Raw genomic sequence first — 19,290 nt, 5'->3', positions numbered from 1 at the left:
CGGCGCGGCCCGCGGGGCCGGAAAACGCTAGCGGGCGCCAAGCTCGATGACGCGGGTGGCTGCGGTGTAATCGGATTCGATCAGCAGGATCACCAGCAGGCCGATCAGCGCCAGCGGCGGCAGCAGGATCGCATAGCTCAGCGCCAGCCGCTCCCAGGCCATATGCATGAACACAGCGGTGATCAGCCCCGCTTTCAGCACCATGAAGATGAGAATGAGGCTCCACCGCAGAACCCCCTGCAGCCCGGCATAATCGACGAAATACGACGCCGCGCTCAGCACGAACAGCAGCCCCCACACCAGCAGGTAAAGCTTGATCGGATGCTGCTGGCCGCCATGGTCCTGCACGGCGGTCCCGGCCTGCGCGTCAGCGGTACGTGATGAATGTGCCATTCCGTCCCCCTACCACAAATAGAAGAAGGCAAAGATGAAGACCCAGACCAGGTCGACGAAGTGCCAGTAGAGCCCCATGATCTCGACGCCTTCATAATCGCCGTTGCCGGCCGACAGCCAGCTGCGCTGGTCGCGGTCGAAATCGCCGCGCCAGACCTTCCTGGCGATAATCACCAGGAATATGACCCCGATCGTGACATGGGTTCCGTGAAAGCCGGTGATCATGAAGAAACTGGCCCCGAACTGCTCCGCGCCCCAGGGGTTCTCCCAGGGCCGGACGCCTTCGGAAATCAGCTTGGTCCATTCAAAGGCCTGCATGCCGACAAAACCCGCCCCCAGCGCCGCGGTTGCCAGCATCAGCAGCGCGGTCGGGGTGCGGGCCTTGCGGTAGGCGCTGTTGACCGCCATCGCCATGGTGCCCGAGGAGGAGATCAGCACAAAGGTCATGATCGCAATCAGCAGCAGCGGAAAGTTGTGGCCGCCGATGTGCAGGGCAAACACTTCGCTTGCGTTCGGCCACTCCGCGGTGGTTGAGCTGCGCGCGGTCATATAGGCGACCAGGAAACAGGCAAAGACAAAGGTGTCGCTCAGCAGCAGGATCCACATCATCGCCTTGCCCCAGGACACCCGCTTGAACACCCGCTGATCGGACCCCCAGTCGGCGGCAAAGCCGCTGTAGCCCTGCTGCAGCAGGGTCTGGTCCTGGCCTTGGAATTTACTCTCCATGTCTGAATCCCCCTAACTCACGGCAGCGCGGCACAGCGCTAGAAACGCGTTGCCCCAGCCCTGCAGCAGCGCAAACAGCATCAGCCAGAACGCCAGCAGCACGTGCCAGTACAGCGCGCAGGCCCGGACGCCCGGCAGCAGCGCCCTGGCATCCCCGGCCCCGGCATGGCGCAGGCAGACCGCTGCCAGCGCGATGATGCCGCCCAGCAGATGCAGCCCGTGCAGGCCGGTGATCAGATAGAAAAAGCTCGCCGCCGGGGCGCCGTCCAGCCGGTAGCCGCCCGCGGCCAGCGTCACCCACACCTGCACCTGGCCCGCCAGAAAGGCCAGCGTGGCAATGCTGGCGGCGATCAGGCTGGCGCGCAGCCAGCGCGCGGTGCCCGCCCGCGCCGCGATTACCACGAACTGCAGGCAGACGCTGGCCAGCAGCAGCAGCGCGGTGTTCATCCAGACCCGGCCGGGCAGCGGCACCAGCGCCCAGGGGGTCTCCTCGATCTGCATGACAAAGGCGCTGCCCAGCATCGCAAACAGCCCGCCGGCCACCGCCAGGAAGGCCACGATAAAGACAAACCCGGGCGCCCGGCCCGGGCCGTGGCCCGCCAGCGGCGCGATGCCGGTTTCCAGCCAGGGCTTGGAGGCCAGCCGCTGCTGCGACAGCCACAGGCCGGCAGCCAGGGCGACCAGCGCCAGGAAGGCAAGGATGACCGTCACAGCCGCCTGTCCTCCCCGTCTGAGACCCAGGGATCGGTCTGGGCAATGTAATCCTCGGGCGCGCCCGGCACGCTGTAGTCATAGGCCCAGCGGTAGACATCGGGCAGCGCGTCCCAATTGCCGTGCCGCGGCGGGGTCTCGGGCGTCTGCCACTCCAGCGAGGCCGCCCGCCACGGGTTGCCGCCCGCCTCGCGGCCGCGGCGCAGACTCCAGTAGAGGTTGAACAGGAACAGCACCTGCACCGCCCCGACAATCAGCGCGGCAGAGGAGATGAAGGCGTTCAAGCCATCCACCGGCGCGGTCAGGAACTCCGGCTCGCCGATCTCGAAATACCGGCGCGGCACCCCGACCAGGCCGACGTAATGCATCGGAAAGAACACCGCATAGGCGCCGATGAAGGTGACCCAGAAATGGATCTGGCCCATCGCTTCGTTCAGCATCCGGCCGGTGATCTTGGGATACCAGTGGTAGACGGCGCCGAAAATCACCATGATCGGCGCCACCCCCATCACCATGTGGAAATGCGCCACCACGAACATGGTGTCGGAAAGCGGCACATCGACCACCACATTGCCAAGGAACAGGCCCGTAAGCCCGCCGTTCACGAAGGTCACGATGAACCCCAGCGCAAACAGCATCGGCAGGGTCAGATGGATGTCGCCCTGCCACAAGGTCAGCACCCAGTTATAGACCTTGATCGCGGTCGGGATGGCGATGATCAGGGTGGTGGTGGCAAAGAAGAAGCCGAACCACGGGTGCATGCCGGAGACATACATGTGGTGCGCCCAGACGATGAAGCTCAGCGCGCCGATGATGACGATGGCCCAGACCATCATCCGGTAGCCGAAGATGTTCTTGCGCGCGTGCACCGCGATCAGGTCGGAAACGATGCCGAAGGCGGGCAGCGCCACGATATAGACCTCGGGGTGGCCGAAGAACCAGAACAGATGCTGGAAGGCGATCGGGCTGCCGCCGCCGTAGCTCAGCTTTTCGCCCAGCTCCACCAGCGCCGGCATGAAGAAAGAGGTGCCCAGCAGCCGGTCGAACAGCATCATCACGCAGGCGACAAACAGCGCCGGGAACGCCAGCAGCGCCATCACCGTGGCGGTGAAGATGCCCCAGACCGTCAGCGGCAGCCGCATCATCGTCATGCCGCGGGTGCGGGCCTGCAGCACGGTCACCGCATAGTTCAGCCCGCCCATGGTGAAGCCGATGATGAACAGAATGAGCGACACCAGCATCAGGATGATGCCGCTCTGCGCGCCGCCCGGGGTGCCCGACAGCACCGCCTGCGGCGGGTACAGCGTCCAGCCCGCGCCGGTCGGTCCGCCGGGGACAAAGAAGCTGGCAACCAGCACCAGCACCGCCAGCAGATAGACCCAGTAGCTCAGCATGTTGACGAAGGGGAACACCATGTCCCGGGCTCCGACCATCAGCGGGATCAGGTAGTTGCCGAAGCCGCCGAGGAAGATCGCGGTCAGCAGGTAGATCACCATGATCATCCCGTGCATGGTGACGAACTGGTAATAGGCCTCGGCGGTGATGAAGTCGAAGGTGCCGGGAAAGCCCAGCTGCAGCCGCATCAGCCAGGACAGCACCAGCGCCACCAGTCCGATCGCCACCGCGGTGCCGGAATACTGGAGCGCGATGTACTTGGCGTCCTGCGAGAAGACGTATCTGCCGATCCAGCTGTGCGCATGGGGCGGCATCACATCTGCAACTTCGCGCGGCGGCAATTGCATCCGATCGTCAGAACCGCGGTCTACCATGCCTTCCTCCTTGAATGCTTCCTCCATCCCCGGCGGCATTCAGCGCGCCGGACCATCAGGGCCGCAGAAGGGGGGCGGCCCGGTCAGGCATTGCTTCCGGCAATGCGCCGGTCAGTTCTCCGCTAGCCGCACCGGCTGCGCGGTGCCGGCATTGCTGGCGTATTCTTCAAATGTCAGCTGCTCCTGCAGCCACTCCTGGTATTCCTCGGCCTCCACCACGGTCACATAGCCGCGCATGAAGGCATGCGCGGTGCCGCAGTATTCGGCGCAAAGCACCTCAAAGCCGCCGGTGCGGGTCGGGGTGAACCAGATGTAGGTGACCATGCCCGGCACCATGTCCATCTTGGCGCGGAACTCGGGCACGTAGAAATTATGCAGCACGTCGATTGAGCGCAGCAGCAGCTTCACCGGCCGGTCCACCGGCAGATAGACCTCGCCGCCCTCGATGATGAGGTCGTCCTTGCCGAACCGGTCATGCGGATTGATGCCCAGGGGGTTTTCGCCGCTCACCCATTCGGCATCCGCGGTGCCCAGCACCCCGTCGGCGCCGGGTAGCCGGTAGGACCAGCTCCACTGCTGGCCGAACACCTCAACCTCGGCGGCGTCATCGGGCACCGTGACGAACTGCTTCCACACGAACAGCCCCGGCACCAGCATCGCCGCCACCCCGGCAGCGGTCACCCCGGTCAGCCACCACTCCAAGCGCTTGTTTTCCGGGTCGAACACCGCCCTGTGCCCCGGCCGGTGCCGGAATTTCAGCACGCAGTAAGCGGTGAACAGCACAACCGCAGCAAACACCGCCCCGGTAATCCAGAAGGTGATGACCAGCGTGTTGTCGATATAGTCCCAGTTCGACGCGATCGGTGTCCACCACCATGGGCTTAGCAAATGGAATGCGATGGACCCCAGTACGATCAAGACGAGTGCGACCACGATTAGCATCTCGCCCCCTTTCCCTGCGCTGCGGAACATCGGCGATGCCCGGCCGGCAAGACTGTTGGTAAGCCGATCCACTATAGTCAATTTTGGCGAAATAATCCAGTGAACCGCGCCGCCCGGTTGATCGCGCTGCAGGCGGAGCCCTCGCCGGCACCACCTCCCGGCCGCTGCCTGAGGCGCAAAATCCGGCCCGTCACTCCAGCCAGCCACTCCCATCCGGCAGCCATCGGCCGGCGGCAGCCAGCGCCTGCGGCCCCCCTGCCCGGCAGGAAAACATATCCCGCGTTCGAAAATGGGGAAACCTTTGCTGTGCGCCCGCGATGCGCGTGCGCCTTTCCATCAGGCAAAGGAAAAACGATATGGAACACAGCAACATCCTGACACACATGCAGGCCATTGCAGACCGCTTCAGCGCGGAAGGCTTGTCGCTATACGTGTGCTCCAGCCCGGCAGAACTGCCGGCCCTGCTGGAGGAGATCGGCAAGAAGCGGGTACATCCCATGTCCGAGGTCAGCGACGAAGAGCTGCGCTCGGGCCGTGCCTTCTGGCTGTTTCTCAAGCGGGACGGCAAATGCATCACCTGCATCTCCGCCAAGAGCATCGACCTGGGCAGCCAGGACTTCGGCAACTACTTCCGCAGCCTCGCGGCCTCCCGCTACGGCGGCCGCGACGGGGTCGTGGCAAGCGTGTCGCAGCCCCTGGTCGATGAACTGCAGGGCAGGCTCATCTATTTCGGCGGCATCGAAGTCGCTCCGGACGAACGGGGCGGCATCCGGCGGCTCGGCGACTTCGCCCAGTACGTGAAACTGCTGGCCGCCCTGCGCTGGGAGTTCGACTGGATGTACACGATCATCGCCTACAAGCACCGCCGCCTTGCCGACGACTACGGCTTCAACGGCAAGTACCGCAACGCCATCAGCTGGGCTGATCCGGTGCCGGAGGGGCTGGCGAATGATCAGATGATCCTAGGCCTCAACGCTGTCCACTTCTCGCACATTGTCAGCAGTGTCGAGCCAGGTCAGCTTTGAGAAAACCGCAGTGACCGGCTCCTCCTGGGGGCCGGTCACCCTCATTGTCACTTTGCGGTAGCCGCCCTTCACCCGCAGCCCCTTGATGACCACGTCCAGCTCCTCGTCGGTCACCAGGTAGGGCACCTCATCCAGCATCCTGTGCGAATGCATCGCGCGCTGCAGGATCTTCTCTTCGAAGGATCCGACGATGCGGTAGAAGTCGCGGTTGCCGGCCAGCATCAGCCGTTCAGCGGTCGGGCTGCGCTTGCCGATCTGAAGCGGATGCATGATCCGGTCCGTCGCCTCGATGGGCTTGTACAGATCGACCTGGTCCTCGAACCATTCCCAGTTCTTCAGCCGGCCGCCCTCCTGGTGGTACCAGTCCAGAATGTGGTCGGTTGTCACGTTGAAGCCGGCCCTGCAGCAGGCGGCATGCTCCGCGTTGGCTTGCTCCGCCGCCCGCCACCGGTTGAGCCTCAGGGCAGAGCCCTGGGCCTCGCCGGGCAGGTCGAAAAAGAACTGGATCGGAATGCCCAAACCCGCCGAAAGAAGCGCCACCGAGGAGGCGGGAATTTCGCGGTTGTTCCGCATCTGGCTCCTCAGCGTGCCGTAATTAACACCGGAAATCGTGCAGGCTTTCTTCAGCTTCACACCTGCAATCCTGCAGGCAGCATCAATACGGTCAGCGATCATCTGCGCCCCAAAAGTTCACATATGTGACTTTTTCTCTCAAGAGTTGACAGTTGTCAATCAAGCGCCCATCAATCAATGCGCGCGAACATCTCCGCAAAAGGCAAGTTTCCAGTGGAACCGACAGATGAACACCTGCCCCGCGCTGGGGCCCAAGGAAGGGATCAGGACACCCGCAGCGGCGAGCTGGAGCGTCTGCAAAAGGCCTGCAAGATATCGGGAAGAAGCCTCAGCTTCTGGACGGACCTGACCAAGGGGCTCGACGCAGCCTCGCTTGCTCTGCTGGTGTCGAGGGCCCAATTGCTTTCGACGGAGTTCTCCTCGACCTGCGACCGCCTGCAGCAGGACCAGCGCGAAGCCGTCTCCCTGTTCTCGCAAATCGGCCCGCGCGACCGGCACACCTTCCTGACAGCGCTGCGCAGCCTAGTTGCCCACCGCAACGGGCAGCTGAACTAGCCCGCCCCCGCACCCAGCAGGCGGCCAAGGATCCGGCAGCAGGACGGATCCGTCATCTGGCTCACATTGAACCGCATGAAGGACGGCTTGCTCTGCGTTGCGCTGAACACATTGCCCGGCGCCAGCACCAGCCCCTCCTGCAGCGCAGACCTGGCAATATCCGCGGCATCCGCCCCGCCCGGCAGCTCGCACCACAGGTAGAACCCGCCGCGCGGCCGCACCCAGGGCCGGATCCCCAAATCCAGAAGGCGGCTTTCCGCATCTGCGCGGCAGCGGCCCAGCCGGTCCCGCAGCGCCTCCACATGCCTGCGGTAACCGCCCTCGTTCAGCACCGTGCACAGCAGCTCCGCCACCATCGGGCTCGGACCGCTGAAATTCACCGCCACCTGCAGATCGGTCAGCGCCTCGATCCAGTCGCCGCGGGCGGCGATGTAGCCGCAGCGCAGCGACGCCGACAAGGTCTTGGAGAAACTGCCGATCCGCACCACCCGCTCCAGCCCGTCAAGCGCCGCCAGCCGCGGTGAAACATCCGGCTCGAACTCGGCAAAGATATCATCCTCGACAATGGTCAGATCATGCGCCGCAGCCAGCGCCAGCACCCGGTGCGCAACCGCGGCGGAAATGGTTGCCCCGGTCGGATTGTGCAGCGCCGAATTGGTCAGGTACAGCCGCGGCCGGTGCTCCGCCAGCGCCGCTTCGAACGCCCCAAGTTCCGGCCCCGACGGCGTATAGGGCACGCTGACGATGCGGATCTGATGCGCCCGCAGCAGCGCCTGGAAATTGAAGTAGCAGGGATCGTCCACCAGCACCGCATCGCCCGGCCGCAGCAGCAGCCGGCAGATGAGATCCAGCGCCTGCGAGCCTGACCCGGTCAGCAGGATGCGGTCCGGCTCCGCCGCCAGCCCCTGGTCGAACAGCCGCCGGGCAATGTGCCGCCGCAGCCCCGCCTCCCCTTTTGCGCTGCCATAGGTGGTGAGCACCGCGCTCGGCGCCGCCGCCAGCGACCGCATCGCCCGGCGCAACGCAGAGACCGGCATCCAGTCATCCGGCAGCCAGCCGCACCCGGGCATCGGCACGTCCTTGCGGGAATCGATCGACTGGCGCGCCACCCAAAGCGGGTCCACCTCGCGCGCCAGCTGCGGCCCGGTGTCCGACACCGCAAACGGCTGCGGCTTGTCGGCGACGTAAAAGCCCGCCCCGCGCCGCGCAAAGATCACTCCTTCGGCGGCCAGCTGGTCATAGGCCTCGGCGACCGTCGACGGCGACACCCCCAGCCGGGCGGCGCAGCCGCGGATCGAGGGCAGCTTGTCCCCCGCCACCAGAGCCCGCGAGGTGATCCGCCTCTGGATGTCGCTGACGACCTGCATGCGCCGGGAAGGGCTCGCCATGTGCTGCCTCGCTGTTCTGCATCTTTGACCAGTACAATTTTCCAAAACTGTATGGCCTCAGATCTGTCTATTGCATCAGGCGCCCTGTGCAAACCGCCAAATCAGCCAAAGATGCGGTGCAGGCGGTCGGCGCTTTTGCGCCCACAGGGCCAAGGCATTCCGCGTCAGGTCTCTGCACAAATTCTGCACCAAAGCCCCCCGGAACCTGCGCAGACAGCCCGCCAAAGATGCAAGCGCAGGCCGCATCACTGCAGGCAAGAAAAATTGCAAGCAGGAGACAGGACATGAGGCAGGAACTGGTGATTCACGGGGTCCCCGACAGCATCCGGCTGGACGCATGGTGGCTAGAGACGGCGGCAACGCCGCCCCCGGCACAAAAGGGCCGCCGCCCGGCAGGCGGCCCGCTCTTCGCTTCGCTGCGGATGCGCCACGCGATCCCGCTTCTCGGGGCCTTGGTTGCGCTGGCCGATTGGCTGTTCTGGGACCAGCCCGCGGGCATATCCTTTGCGGTCTTTGCTCTGGTCCTCTCGGCCGCGATCCTGGCGATGAAACCCCGGCGGCCAACTGCCCGGGAATGGGCCGCGGCCCTCGGCTTTGCGGTGCTCAGCAACCTGCCCGCCGCCATCGAGCTGCAGTTCCTTTCGGTCCTGTTCAGCCTCGGCGGCCTGGCCTGCCTCGCGGCCTGGGCGGTCTACGGGCCTGCCGCCAGCGAACGGCTGGCGCTGCGTACCGCCCTGCGCCTGCCGACCATCGGTGCCGCGCTGCTGCTGCGCGATGCCGTCCGCGCCCTGCCCGCCGCGGGCCTCGGGTCCGGCCTCCGCGGCCAGGCGGCGTCGCTGGCGCTGCCGCTGCTCATGGGCGCGGTTTTCCTAATGCTGCTGGCCGCCGCCAATCCGCTGCTGGAGGAGCTCCTGGCGGAACTGGACCCGGGCCGCCTGTTCGAACTGCAATTCTGGCTTCGGATCCTGTTCTGGACCGTGATGGCGGCGCTGCTGTGGCCCTGCCTCAACCTCAGCCAGGCATGGCTGGGCAGCCCCGCGCGCCCCGCCGCGCTGCAGAAGGCAGGCCCCAGCCGGGCCGCCTTTCTGATCAACCCGGTGTCGGTGCGCAACTCGCTGCTGCTGTTCAACCTGCTGTTCCTTGTGCAAACCGTCATGGATCTCGGCATCCTGACCGGCGGCGTGTCCCTGCCCAAGGGGATGAGCTATGCATCCTATGCCCACCGCGGCGCCTATCCGCTGGTGGTGACAGCGCTGCTGGCGGGCGTGTTCACACTGGCGACCCGCAGCATGATCGGCGCCGACCGGGCCTTGCGCGCCCTGGTTTACCTGTGGCTGGCGCAGAACATGTTCCTGGTGCTGACCGCGGCGATCCGGCTGCACCATTACGTCGGGGCCTATGCGCTGACTTACCTGCGGGTTGCCGCCTTCATCTGGATGGCGCTGGTGCTGGCGGGGCTGCTGCTGACCGTGGTCCAGATCCACCGCGGCCTCGGCACCGCCTGGCTGCTGCGCCGCTGCTTCGCCGTGCTGCTGGCCACCCTCTACACCTGCGGCTTCGTGAACTTCGCCGGCCTGATCGCCAGCTACAACCTGACCCGCGCCAGCACCCTGGCGGGACCGGACACCTATTATATCTGCAGCCTCGGCGCCGGGGCCTACCCCGCCATTCACGCCTATGAAACGGAAACCGGCCAGCAGGTCTGCGGCAGCGCGATGCACTATGACCTGTACAAGAACACCATCACCAACTGGCGCGAATGGGGCTTTCGGAGGTGGCGGATCCAAGCCTATTATCAGCAGCAGAATTGAAGGACCCCATTTGATGCCTGCACGCATTCTTGTTGTCGATGATGATCCCGATATCCTTCAGGTGACCGGGTTCGCGGTGGAAAAGGCAGGTTATGAGACCCTCTTTGCCAGCGACGGCCTCGCCGCCCTCAGCGCCAGCCGGGAGGAACGCCCCGACCTGATCGTGCTGGACATCGGCCTGCCGGAAATGGACGGGCTGGAGGTCTGCCGCGAGATCCGCAAATCCTCAGATGTGCCGATCCTGTTCCTCACCGCCCGCGATGACGAGATCGACCGCATCGTCGGGCTGGAGCTTGGCGCCGACGACTACCTGACCAAACCCTTCTCCCCGCGCGAGCTGGTGGCCCGGATCAAGGCCATCCTGAAACGCAGCGCCCCGGCCCCGGCGCAGCCCGATCCGGTGCTGGCGCAGGGCAGCCTGCAGCTCGATGCGGACCGCCACCTGTGCCGCTTCGCCGCCGCGCCGGTGGCCCTGACCGGGTCGGAGTTCCGGCTGCTGGCCACCCTGATGGCCCGCCCCGACCGCGTGTTGTCGCGGGCGCAGCTGGTGGATGCGCTTTACGGCTACAACATCCATGTCTCCGACCGCACCATCGACAGCCACATCCGCAACATCCGCGCCAAGCTGGCCCAGGCCGGCTGCGCCGAGGGGATCGTGACCGTCCACGGCGTCGGCCTCAGGATGGGCGCATGCAGGCCAGGCTGACCCGCAAATGGCGGCCCCGGCTCTGGGCGGTGGTGCTCCTGGTGCTGGCGCTGGTCCTGTGCCTGCCGTTTGCCGGGCTGATCCTGTTCCGCTTCTACGACAGCCAGCTGGTGCAGCAGACCGAGGAAAGCCTCTTGACCCAGGCCGCGGTGATGTCGGCAGCCTACGCAGAACTTTACGCAGGCGCCGCCGGAAGCGAACCGCCCCGCGGGCGCGCGGTCACCGGCGAGCACGCGGTGTTTCCGTCGCTTTCGGTCAACCGCGAAACCGTGCTGCCGCCGCGTCCCGACGCCAAGCCGCTCTCCGGCCCTGCCGGCGTCCCCTACCGGAATATCGCCGCCCGGCTGACCCGCATCGCCAACGCCGCGCAGGCGCAGACGCTGGCGGGCTACCGCTTCCTTGACGCCCGCGGCAACGTGTTTGCTGGCACCGCCGAAACCGGCACGTTTCTGGGCCATGTGGATGAGGTCCAGGGCGCGCTGGCCGGCAAGACCGTCTCCGTCGCCCGCACCCGCGTGCGCGAAGATGCGCCGCCCGCGCTCTACACCCTCAGCCACGGCGCCCGCGTGCGCGTCTTTGTGGCGATGCCGGTCTTTGCCGACCAGACCCTGATCGGCGCGGTCTACCTCAGCCGCACCCCGAACCACATCTTCCGCTTTCTCTATGGCGAGCGCTTCAACCTGGCCAAGGCCGCAGCCTTTGTCGCCCTCTCCACCGCGCTGATCGGCTACGTGTTCTGGCGGTTCATCACTCGGCCGATCCAACTGCTGATCCAGCGCAGCCAGCTGGCGGGCCACGGCGGCCAGGCCTGGGAGCCGCCGGACCAGCTCGGCACCCGCGAGATCGAGGAGCTGAGCCGCAGCTTCCAGTCGCTGACCGGCCGCCTGCAAAGCAAGCAGGACGCGCTGAAAACCTACACCGCCCATGTGACGCACGAGCTGAAATCGCCGCTCACCGCCCTGAAAGGCGCGGCAGAGCTGCTGCGCGATGACGATCTGCCCCCGGCGCAGCGGCACCGGCTGCTGGACACGGTGGACAAAGGCGGCAAACGGATGGAGGACCTGCTGGCCAACATGCGCGCCTTCAGCCTTGCCGATCAGAGCGCCATGGCAGGAAGCTGCTGCCTGGACGGCATCGCGCCGCAAATGGCGCGCGCCTTTCCGGCGCTTGCGCTCCGGGTGGAAAACGGCAGCCTGCCGCTGCCGGTGGCGGCGTGCACCCTGGGCATCCTGCTGACCCACCTGCTGGAAAACGCCCAGCAGCACGGCGCGCAGGAGGTTCTCCTGACCGCCCGCCGGGACGGCGATGCCGTCGTCCTGCAGGTGCAGGACGACGGCACCGGCATCAGCGAGGGCAACGCCGGCAAAATCCTGCAGCCCTTCTTCACTACCCGCCGGGACAGCGGCGGCACCGGCATGGGCCTCAACATCGTCAAGGCCACCGCCGAAGCCATCGGCGGCACCCTCAGCGTCGCCGCCGCCGACCGCGGCGCCTGTTTCCAGCTGACCTTCGGTTAACAGCCCGGCGCTACCGGTGGCGGCATCTTCCAGCGCCGCAGCCAAGGATCAGGCCGCGGCCTAACCCTCCGGATCCGCCCCCGCTGGCCCGGCAGTTGAGGCCCGGACCACCAGGTCCGATGCCAAAAGGCTCGGCTCCGGCACCTGCTGGGTTTCGACCCATGACGCGATGGCATCCGCCGCCGCCGCACCCATCCTCGACACCGGCAGGTGAACAGTGGTCAGCTCGGGAAACAGATGCGCCGAGCCCGCCAGGTCGTCGAGGCCCATCACCGATTTCTCCCGCGGCACCGATACCCCCTGGCGCTGCAGCTCGAACAGCACGCCCGACGCCAGCACATCCGACAGGCACAGAACGGCGCTCGGCTGCTCCTCCGCCTGCAGGATCGCGCGGCCCGCCGCGCAGCCGCCGGCAATGGACAGCTCAACTTCATAAAAGCTCAGGCCGGGTTTCGGGCTGTGCCCCTCCAGCCCGGCGATCCGCGCCCGCGTCCGGTCATTGCTGGCACTTGGCCCGTGCACGACGGCAATTTGGCGGTGGCCCAGATCCGTCAGATGGGCCAGCGCGGTGCGCGCCGCGGCGGCATTGTCATAGCCGATGGTGGGCAACCGGTAGTGCGGGTCATAAAACGACGTCGACACCGCCGGCAGCTGGCAGCGCTCGATCAGGCTGTAGAACTCCGGCGCGTGGGTGACGCCGGAGACGATCAGCCCCTCCGCCCCGATATCGACCAGCCCCTTGGCCTTCTCCGCCTCCTGATCCGGGTCATTGTCGGTTGTCGCCACCACCAGCGACAGCCGGTGCTCCGCCAGCTGGCTTTCCATGCTGGCCAGCACCCGGGCAAAGATGGCATTGTCCAGCGTCGGCACCAGCGCCCCGACAAACCGCGTGCGCCCGGTGTTGATCGCGCGGGCGGCGGCGCTCGGCACCCAGTGCAGGCTGTTCATCGCCTCTTCCACCCGCTTCCGGGTCGCCTCAGCCACGGTTTCCGGTGCGTTCATGACGCGGGAAACAGTGGCGACTGAGACGCCCGCCGCCGCCGCAACATCCCGTAGATTGGCGCGTTTCCGGTTGGTGCTCCGCTGCATTCCACCTGCCTTCCTTTGCCGGTTCCGGTTCGTCTTTAATGAAATTCTTGACACATGTAACTAGTTTCATCAACCATGTAACCAGTTACATTCTCAGATTCGGCAAGAAAATGACCCGCTACGCAGTCCTGCGCGACTTCGACAACATGGGGTTCAAAACCCCCGCCCGCTCCTTCCCCGGCTTCCCCAAGCCCAGCAAGGGCGTGACGCACCGCCTCGCCCCGCGCGAAGGCCTGATGCAGGAGATGCGACCGGGGGATCTGCTGTCGCTGACCGGGTCGGGATGCCAGATCGCCGCCTTCGGCGCTGGGGGCCGCCCGGCTTTGGATGCGCTGGGGCTGACGGCAGACGGCACGCTGCACCTGGCGGAATGCGATCCCGGCGCGCTTCTGGGCTGGATCAACGCCCGCGGCGGCGACAGCGCCGACGAAATCCCCGCCTGCACCCTTGCCGCCGCGGATGAACCGCTGATCCTGAAAGCCGCCGCCCGGGCCACGGTCTGGATATTCCGCCCCGCACTGCCGCACGACCTGGTGCACGGCACCGTTTCAGGCCGGATCGAGATCACCTGGCAGCCCGGACCGGGCACCGCGCCGCTGCTGCCGCCGCTGCTGGGCGACACCCGCGACGAGTTTACCGTCAGCCGCGGCACCGGCTTTGCCTATGAGGTGAAGCAGGGCGAGATCATCCAGATCATCGACGTGGAGGGGCAGCAGTGCTCCGACTTCACCGCCTTCCGCGCCGCCGGGCTGGAGCGCGGCGAGGAACTGATGATCGACAGCACCGCCACCCGCTCGATGGTGCGCCGCGCCTACCCGGGGCCGGGATTGCTGGACAAGTTCTTCGACCCCGGCATGCACCCGATGCTGAACGTGATCCAGGACACCTGCGGCCGCCATGACACTTTCGGCCTCGCCTGCACCGCGCGCGGGTACGAGGAGCGCGGTTTCCCCGGCCATGTGAACTGCTCCGACAACATGTCCCACGCGCTGGCGCCCTACGGCGTGGCGCCGCGCGCGGCCTGGCCTGCGATCAATTTCTTCTGGAACACCTGGGTCGACCCGCATTCGCACCAAATCCTGACCGAGGAATCCCACTCCCGCCCCGGCGACTATGTCGCAATGCGGGCGCTGGAGGATCTGGTCTGCGTCTCCACCGCCTGCCCGGACGACATCGACCCAATCAACGGCTGGAACCCGACCGATGTGCATGTCCGCATCTACCGCCCCGAAACACCCCTGCGCCGCGCTGTTGCCTACCGCGAAAAGGAAGACGCCCCGATGTCGATCAGCCAGAACTCCGCCTTTCACGCGCGGCTGGAGCCGCTGACCCAGCATTTCGCCCCCGCGCGCGATCTCTGGGCGCCGGTGAGCTTCCCGTCGCATGGCACCACCGGCGAATACTGGGCCTGCCGCAACGCGGTGACGGTGCAGGACATGAGCGGGCTGCGCAAATACGACATCGCCGGCCCCGACGCCGAGGTGCTGCTTCAGCAGGCCACCACCCGCAACGTAGCCAAGCTGGCGGTCTGGCGCGGCTCCTACACGCTGATGTGCGACGAGGGTGGCACGGTGATCGACGACGGCACCCTGTTCCGGCTCGCCCCCGACCTGTTCCGCTGGTGCTGCGGCTCGGAGGAAAGCGGCCGGGTGCTGGAGACGCTGGCGCAGCAGATGGGCCTGCAGGTCCGCATCCACGACATGCGCGGCGCAATGCCGAACCTGGCCATCCAAGGCCCCAGGTCGCGCGACCTCCTGCGCAAGATCGCCTTTACCCAGCCGCATGTGCCGCAGCTGGACCAGCTCAAATGGTTCGGCGTCACCGTGGCGCGGCTGAACGACCGCGAGGGCGCCCCCTTCATGCTGTCCCGCTCCGGTTACACCGGCGAGCTGGGCTATGAGATTTTCTGCTCCCAGGCCCACGCGCTGGAAATCTGGGACGCGGTGATGGAAGCAGGCGAGGAATTCGGGATCACCCCGATGGGCTCCGCCGCGCTGGAGATCATCCGGATCGAGGCCGGGCTGGCCGCCGCCAACGCCGAATTCGCACCGGGCGTGGATGCGTTTGAAGCGGGCCTCGGCTTTGCCGTCGACCTGGCAAAGCCTTCGTTCACCGGCAAGGCGGCGCTGGAGCGCAACGCGCGTGAACCGCGCCGGGTGCTCAAGGGCCTGCTCCTGGGCTGCAGCGACGTGCCGCTGCACGGCAGCCCGGTCTATGTCGGCGAACGGCAGGTCGGCACCGTCACCTCCGCCGCCCGCTCGCCCTCGCTGGAGCACGCCATCGCCATCGCCCGGCTTGGCGTCGAACACGCGGAGAACGGCACCCGGCTGGAGGTTGGCCAGCTCGACGGGCGGATGAAGCGCCTCGGCGCCACCGTCACCGGCATTCCCTTCCTAGACCCGCAGCGCAAGCGGGCGCGCGCCTGAGGCGCTTGAACCCACACACCAACAGGAGAAAAAAACGATGAAACATCTTGCCTTCGCCACTGCCATTGCCGCCCTTGGTGCAGCCGGTGCCACCACTGCCACCGCACAGGAGAAAGTCATGGTGGGCGAGCCCAGCTGGCCCGGCGCCAAGATCATGAGCCGGATCATCGGCCAGGTGATCGAAACCCGCCTCGGCAGCGAGGCCGGCTATGCCCCCGGCGCCAACGCGGTGATCTTTGCCTCGATGGACGGCGGCCGCGGCGACATCGACGTGCACCCGGATGTCTGGCTGCCGAACCAGGCCTCCTTCACCGACGAATATGTCGGCCAGAAAGGCACCGTGGCGCTGTCCTCCGGCAGCTACGAAGGCCGCGCGGGCATCTGCGTGCCCAACTACATGGTTGAAAAACACGGCATCAAGTCGATCTTCGACCTCGCCACCCCCGAAGCCCAGGCACTGTTTGACAGCGACGGCGACGGCATGGGCGAGGTCTGGGTCGGCGCCTCCGGCTGGGCCTCGACCAACACCTTCAAGGTGCGGGTGCGCGACTACGGCATCGAAACCTTCCTGACCCCGACCACCGAAGACGAAACCGTGTTCTACTCCCGCCTCAAGGATCTGGTCGACCAGGAGAAAGGCGCCGCCTTCTACTGCTACGCGCCGCACTATGTGCACGCGCTCTATGACGTGACCATCCTGGAAGAGCCGGAGCATGACGCAGCCACCTACAAGATGGTGCAGCCGGATCAGGATGCCGATTGGTACAACAACTCGCACATCTCCACCGGCGAGCCGGTCAAGACCGTGACCGTGGCCTATTCCAGCTCCTTGAAGGACCGCAACCCTGCCGCCGCCTCCTTCCTGTCCAGCATCGACATGAGCGCCGACGCCCTGTCCGAACTCACCTACGAGGTGGTGGTCAAGGGCAATGAAATCGACGCCGTCGTGGCCAGCTGGATCGCCGACAATGGCGATACCGTCGATACCTGGCTTGGCCTGAAATAACGCGCCCTCCCACACGCGCGCTCCGGCGGTGGCCTGCCGCCGGGGCACCTTCCTTAAGTTAGACGGGGGTCCGGATGGAAAAGGACATTGCAATCGACGCACGCGGCGTCTGGAAGATCTTCGGCGCACGTTCCGCCGAGGCTCTCAAGGCCATTCACGCCGAAGGGCTGACCAAGCCGCAGGTGCTGGAGCGGTTCAACTGCGTGGTCGGCGTCGCCGATGCCAGCTTCCAGATCGAACGCGGCGAGCTGTTCTGCGTGATGGGCCTGTCTGGCTCCGGAAAATCGACGCTGGTGCGCCATGTGAACCGGCTCTTGGAGCCGACCGACGGCCATATCTACATCAACGGCGACGATGTGATGGGGCTGAACGCCGAAGGCCTGCGCGACCTGCGCAACCGCCGGGTTGCCATGGTGTTCCAGAACTTCGGCCTGATGCCGCACCGCACGGTGCGCGACAACGTGGCAATGCCGCTGGAAATCCGCGGCACCGGCAAGGCCCGCCGCTGGGAGGAAGCCGACCGGGTGCTGGAGCTGGTGGAGCTTTCGGGCTGGGAGGACAAATACGCCCACGAGCTGTCGGGCGGCATGCAGCAGCGCGTCGGGTTGGCCCGCGCCATCGCCTCCGACCCTGAGATCCTGCTGATGGACGAGCCGTTTTCAGCGCTGGACCCGCTGATCCGCAAGCAGCTGCAGGACCAGTTCATGGAGCTTTCCCGCAAGCTGGGCAAGACCACCATGTTCATTACCCATGACCTGGACGAGGCGATCCGCATCGGCCACCGCATCGCTATCATGAAGGACGGCCGCATCGTGCAGATCGGCACCCCGGAGGAGATCATCCTCAACCCGGCGGATGACTACGTGGCGGACTTCGTGGCCGGCATCTCCAAGCTCAACATGATTTTCGCCCATTCGGTGATGAAACCGGTGGCCGAGTTCGAAGCCACCCACGGCGCCCTGCCCGCCGACGCCAGGGAGGCGCGGCCCGACATGGACCTCAGCGACCTGATGGAGCTGGCGGTGGACGGCCACGGCATCGTCAAGGTGGCGGATGATGGCGCCACCGTCGGGGTGATCAACCGCGCGGGCCTGATCCGCGCCATTCAGGACAGCCAGGCGTAAGGAGAAGGGTGATGCAACACATCGACCAATCACAGATCAAACCGGAGACCGCCGGACGCCTGAATGCGCTGGTGGCAGAGTTCACCGGTCAGTCGCAGGCCTATTACCAGCGCGTTTTCAGCTACATGATGGAGGCGCCCGGCTACCGCTTCACCCTGAACCGCGCCGCCGCGCTGCTGGGGCCGGTCTGGTTCGGCGCCCGGGGCCTGTGGTCCTGGTTCCTGGGCTTCCTGCTGCTGGAAACGCTGGCCTATATCCAGATCGCGATGGGGCTGTTCGGCGACCTCGGCCGGGACTCCCGCCTGCGCGCCGAGCAGATTGCCCAGACGCTGGACCTGCGGCACCAGCAGATCGCCGCGGCAGAGGCCTCGGGCGCGTCCTCGCTCGAGTCTCTGAAACGCGCGGCAGAGTCGCTTGAGGCGGCACTGGCCGGCGCGCAGCAGGCTGCGGCAGCCGCCAATGCCAGCGGCACCATCTACCTGATTGCCGGCGCGGCGCTGTTGCTGGCGGTCAAGTTTCTGGCGGCGTCGCTGGCGAACTGGACGCTGGAGAGGCAGTTTGCCCGCTGGCGCTCCGACCGCCGCGTCGCCAGCGGCTGGTCGCTGTCGCGGCTGATCGTCTCCGCCGTGCTGGCCGCCGCCGTGGTTGTTCTGTCGGCGCTCAAATTCGCGATGCCCGATGCCTTCTCGCTGCTGAACGCCTTCCCCACCAACCGCGACTGGCGGCTGAACGTCGGCGACGGGGTGCAGGCGGCGTTCGACTGGACCAAGACCTCTGGCCGCGGCTTCTTCGACGGGCTGACCGCGGGCATGCGCACGCTTCTGGACTGGATCGAGGTGGTGCTGGTCGATACCCCCTGGCCGGTGGTGGCGCTGGTCATTGTGATGCTGGCCTACCTGTCGGCAGGCGTCCGGGTGGCGATCTTCACCGGCGCGGCGCTGGCCTACCTGGGCCTGCTGGACTTCTGGGAAAAGGCGATGACCACCATTGCCCTCCTGGGCGCCGCGGCGCTGATCTCCATCACCCTGGGCATTCCGCTCGGCATCTACTGCGCCCGCCGCCCCAAGGTTTTTGCGGTGGTGCGCCCGGTCTTGGACTTCATGCAGTCGATGCCCTCCTTCGTCTACCTGATCCCGGTGGTCGCCTTCATCGGCTCCGGCAAGCCCGCGGGCGTGGTCGCCACCATGATCTTCGGCAGCCCGCCGGTGATCCGCTTCACCGTCCTGGGCCTGCAGCAGGTGCCGGAAACCGTGCGCGAGGCCGCGCTCGCTTTCGGCGCCACCCCGCGTTACCTCTTGTGGCGGGTGGATCTGCCGCTGGCGCGCAAGACGATCATGGCCGGCGTCAACCAGACCATCCTCTTGTCGCTGGCAATGGTTGTCGTGGCCTCGCTGATCGGCGCCAAGGGGCTGGGCGAGGACGTGCTGGAAGCGCTGCAATATGCCGCCGCCGGCCAAGGCATCCTGGCAGGTCTCGCAATCCTGTTCTGCGCCCTGATCCTCGACCGGATCGTGGCAGGCAAACGATGA

17 protein-coding genes are annotated in these 19,290 nt (G+C 66.3%); 9 read left to right on the top strand and 8 right to left on the bottom strand.

Going from position 1 to position 19,290, the window contains the following annotated elements; all coding sequences use genetic code 11:
* Nucleotides 1–27: 27 nt before the first annotated feature.
* From KUW17_RS19155 to KUW17_RS19135, 5 genes are all read right to left on the bottom strand, one after another.
* A complete protein-coding gene (locus KUW17_RS19155) occupies nt 28–393 on the bottom strand; it encodes a cytochrome C oxidase subunit IV family protein (RefSeq protein WP_222481912.1) in 366 nt (121 codons plus the stop codon).
* Nucleotides 394–402: 9 nt separating this feature from the next.
* Nucleotides 403–1,119 (bottom strand): heme-copper oxidase subunit III family protein, encoded by a 717-nt coding sequence (locus KUW17_RS19150; RefSeq protein ID WP_222481911.1) that lies wholly within the window; start codon nt 1,117–1,119, stop codon nt 403–405.
* A 12-nt stretch (nt 1,120–1,131) separates the two neighbouring features.
* Nucleotides 1,132–1,830: a heme-copper oxidase subunit III gene (locus tag KUW17_RS23480; RefSeq protein WP_222481910.1), complete on the bottom strand. Its 699-nt coding sequence runs from the start codon at nt 1,828–1,830 to the stop codon at nt 1,132–1,134.
* The gene (locus KUW17_RS19140) at nt 1,827–3,599 is read right to left on the bottom strand and encodes a cbb3-type cytochrome c oxidase subunit I (protein ID WP_222481909.1); all 1,773 of its coding nucleotides are present in this window, start codon (nt 3,597–3,599) and stop codon (nt 1,827–1,829) included. Before KUW17_RS19140 ends, KUW17_RS23480 begins: the two co-directional genes overlap by 4 nt.
* A 111-nt stretch (nt 3,600–3,710) precedes the next feature.
* A complete protein-coding gene (locus tag KUW17_RS19135; RefSeq protein ID WP_261397289.1) occupies nt 3,711–4,571 on the bottom strand; it encodes a cytochrome c oxidase subunit II in 861 nt (286 codons plus the stop codon).
* Between the two features lie 326 nt (nt 4,572–4,897).
* Here KUW17_RS19135 and KUW17_RS19130 point away from each other — a divergent pair, with 326 nt between their 5' ends.
* On the top strand, nt 4,898–5,566 hold the full coding sequence (locus KUW17_RS19130) for a hypothetical protein (RefSeq protein WP_222481908.1): 669 nt from the start codon (nt 4,898–4,900) through the stop codon (nt 5,564–5,566).
* Here the strand turns inward: KUW17_RS19130 and KUW17_RS19125 are convergent.
* Nucleotides 5,504–6,199, bottom strand: a complete 696-nt coding sequence (locus KUW17_RS19125; RefSeq protein WP_222481907.1) for a hypothetical protein — start codon at nt 6,197–6,199, stop codon at nt 5,504–5,506. The two genes, KUW17_RS19130 and KUW17_RS19125, sit on opposite strands and share 63 nt — an antisense overlap.
* A gap of 153 nt (nt 6,200–6,352) precedes the next feature.
* On the opposite strand from KUW17_RS19125, the gene KUW17_RS19120 reads away from it, so the two are divergent.
* Nucleotides 6,353–6,694 (top strand): hypothetical protein, encoded by a 342-nt coding sequence (locus KUW17_RS19120; RefSeq protein ID WP_222481906.1) that lies wholly within the window; start codon nt 6,353–6,355, stop codon nt 6,692–6,694.
* On the opposite strand, the gene KUW17_RS19115 is transcribed toward KUW17_RS19120, so the two are convergent.
* A complete protein-coding gene (locus KUW17_RS19115; RefSeq protein WP_261397288.1) occupies nt 6,691–8,082 on the bottom strand; it encodes a PLP-dependent aminotransferase family protein in 1,392 nt (463 codons plus the stop codon). The two genes, KUW17_RS19120 and KUW17_RS19115, sit on opposite strands and share 4 nt — an antisense overlap.
* Before the next feature lie 284 nt (nt 8,083–8,366).
* On the opposite strand from KUW17_RS19115, the gene KUW17_RS19110 reads away from it, so the two are divergent.
* Genes KUW17_RS19110 through KUW17_RS19100 form a run of 3 tightly spaced genes read left to right on the top strand, consistent with a single transcriptional unit; the run spans nt 8,367 to nt 12,116 of the window.
* Nucleotides 8,367–9,893: a DUF4173 domain-containing protein gene (locus KUW17_RS19110; protein ID WP_222481905.1), complete on the top strand. Its 1,527-nt coding sequence runs from the start codon at nt 8,367–8,369 to the stop codon at nt 9,891–9,893.
* A gap of 13 nt (nt 9,894–9,906) precedes the next feature.
* The gene (locus KUW17_RS19105; RefSeq protein ID WP_222481904.1) at nt 9,907–10,599 is read left to right on the top strand and encodes a response regulator transcription factor; all 693 of its coding nucleotides are present in this window, start codon (nt 9,907–9,909) and stop codon (nt 10,597–10,599) included.
* Nucleotides 10,584–12,116: a sensor histidine kinase gene (locus KUW17_RS19100; protein ID WP_222481903.1), complete on the top strand. Its 1,533-nt coding sequence runs from the start codon at nt 10,584–10,586 to the stop codon at nt 12,114–12,116. The genes KUW17_RS19105 and KUW17_RS19100 overlap by 16 nt, the downstream gene beginning before the upstream one ends.
* Nucleotides 12,117–12,176: 60 nt before the next feature.
* Here KUW17_RS19100 and KUW17_RS19095 read toward each other — a convergent pair whose 3' ends face one another.
* Entirely contained in the window at nt 12,177–13,205 is a 1,029-nt protein-coding gene (locus tag KUW17_RS19095) for a substrate-binding domain-containing protein (RefSeq protein WP_222481902.1), read from the bottom strand.
* 110 nt (nt 13,206–13,315) lie between these two features.
* On the opposite strand from KUW17_RS19095, the gene KUW17_RS19090 reads away from it, so the two are divergent.
* The 4 genes from KUW17_RS19090 to KUW17_RS19075 all read left to right on the top strand — a co-directional run bounded on the left by KUW17_RS19090 (nt 13,316) and on the right by KUW17_RS19075 (nt 19,290).
* On the top strand, nt 13,316–15,631 hold the full coding sequence (locus tag KUW17_RS19090; RefSeq protein ID WP_222481901.1) for a DUF1989 domain-containing protein: 2,316 nt from the start codon (nt 13,316–13,318) through the stop codon (nt 15,629–15,631).
* A 37-nt stretch (nt 15,632–15,668) separates the two neighbouring features.
* Nucleotides 15,669–16,637 carry a glycine betaine ABC transporter substrate-binding protein gene (locus KUW17_RS19085; RefSeq protein ID WP_222481900.1) on the top strand — a complete coding sequence of 323 codons (969 nt, stop codon included), beginning with the start codon at nt 15,669–15,671 and terminating at the stop codon, nt 16,635–16,637.
* Between the two features lie 74 nt (nt 16,638–16,711).
* A complete protein-coding gene (locus KUW17_RS19080) occupies nt 16,712–17,761 on the top strand; it encodes a glycine betaine/L-proline ABC transporter ATP-binding protein (protein WP_222481899.1) in 1,050 nt (349 codons plus the stop codon).
* A gap of 11 nt (nt 17,762–17,772) precedes the next feature.
* Complete coding sequence (locus tag KUW17_RS19075) at nt 17,773–19,290, top strand: ABC transporter permease (protein ID WP_222481898.1); 1,518 nt, start codon at nt 17,773–17,775, stop codon at nt 19,288–19,290.

It is taken from the genome of Leisingera aquaemixtae (assembly GCF_019801145.1).
In the GTDB taxonomy this organism is placed as follows: Bacteria; Pseudomonadota; Alphaproteobacteria; order Rhodobacterales; family Rhodobacteraceae; genus Leisingera; species Leisingera aquaemixtae_A.
This window is presented reverse-complemented; position numbering and strand designations above follow the sequence as displayed.

What these genes read in the sequence shown, in the direction of transcription:
- KUW17_RS19080 (WP_222481899.1), top strand. Translation starts at nt 16,712, where the DNA reads ATGGAAAAGGACATTGCAATCGACGCACGCGGCGTCTGGAAGATCTTC.
- KUW17_RS19135 (WP_261397289.1), bottom strand. Translation starts at nt 4,571, where the DNA reads ATGTTCCGCAGCGCAGGGAAAGGGGGCGAGATGCTAATCGTGGTCGCA.
- KUW17_RS19115 (WP_261397288.1), bottom strand. Translation starts at nt 8,082, where the DNA reads ATGGCGAGCCCTTCCCGGCGCATGCAGGTCGTCAGCGACATCCAGAGG.
- KUW17_RS19085 (WP_222481900.1), top strand. Translation starts at nt 15,669, where the DNA reads ATGAAACATCTTGCCTTCGCCACTGCCATTGCCGCCCTTGGTGCAGCC.
- KUW17_RS19090 (WP_222481901.1), top strand. Translation starts at nt 13,316, where the DNA reads ATGACCCGCTACGCAGTCCTGCGCGACTTCGACAACATGGGGTTCAAA.
- KUW17_RS19110 (WP_222481905.1), top strand. Translation starts at nt 8,367, where the DNA reads ATGAGGCAGGAACTGGTGATTCACGGGGTCCCCGACAGCATCCGGCTG.
- KUW17_RS19075 (WP_222481898.1), top strand. Translation starts at nt 17,773, where the DNA reads ATGCAACACATCGACCAATCACAGATCAAACCGGAGACCGCCGGACGC.
- KUW17_RS19105 (WP_222481904.1), top strand. Translation starts at nt 9,907, where the DNA reads ATGCCTGCACGCATTCTTGTTGTCGATGATGATCCCGATATCCTTCAG.
- KUW17_RS19095 (WP_222481902.1), bottom strand. Translation starts at nt 13,205, where the DNA reads ATGCAGCGGAGCACCAACCGGAAACGCGCCAATCTACGGGATGTTGCG.
- KUW17_RS19100 (WP_222481903.1), top strand. Translation starts at nt 10,584, where the DNA reads ATGCAGGCCAGGCTGACCCGCAAATGGCGGCCCCGGCTCTGGGCGGTG.
- KUW17_RS19155 (WP_222481912.1), bottom strand. Translation starts at nt 393, where the DNA reads ATGGCACATTCATCACGTACCGCTGACGCGCAGGCCGGGACCGCCGTG.
- KUW17_RS19140 (WP_222481909.1), bottom strand. Translation starts at nt 3,599, where the DNA reads ATGGTAGACCGCGGTTCTGACGATCGGATGCAATTGCCGCCGCGCGAA.
- KUW17_RS19150 (WP_222481911.1), bottom strand. Translation starts at nt 1,119, where the DNA reads ATGGAGAGTAAATTCCAAGGCCAGGACCAGACCCTGCTGCAGCAGGGC.
- KUW17_RS19130 (WP_222481908.1), top strand. Translation starts at nt 4,898, where the DNA reads ATGGAACACAGCAACATCCTGACACACATGCAGGCCATTGCAGACCGC.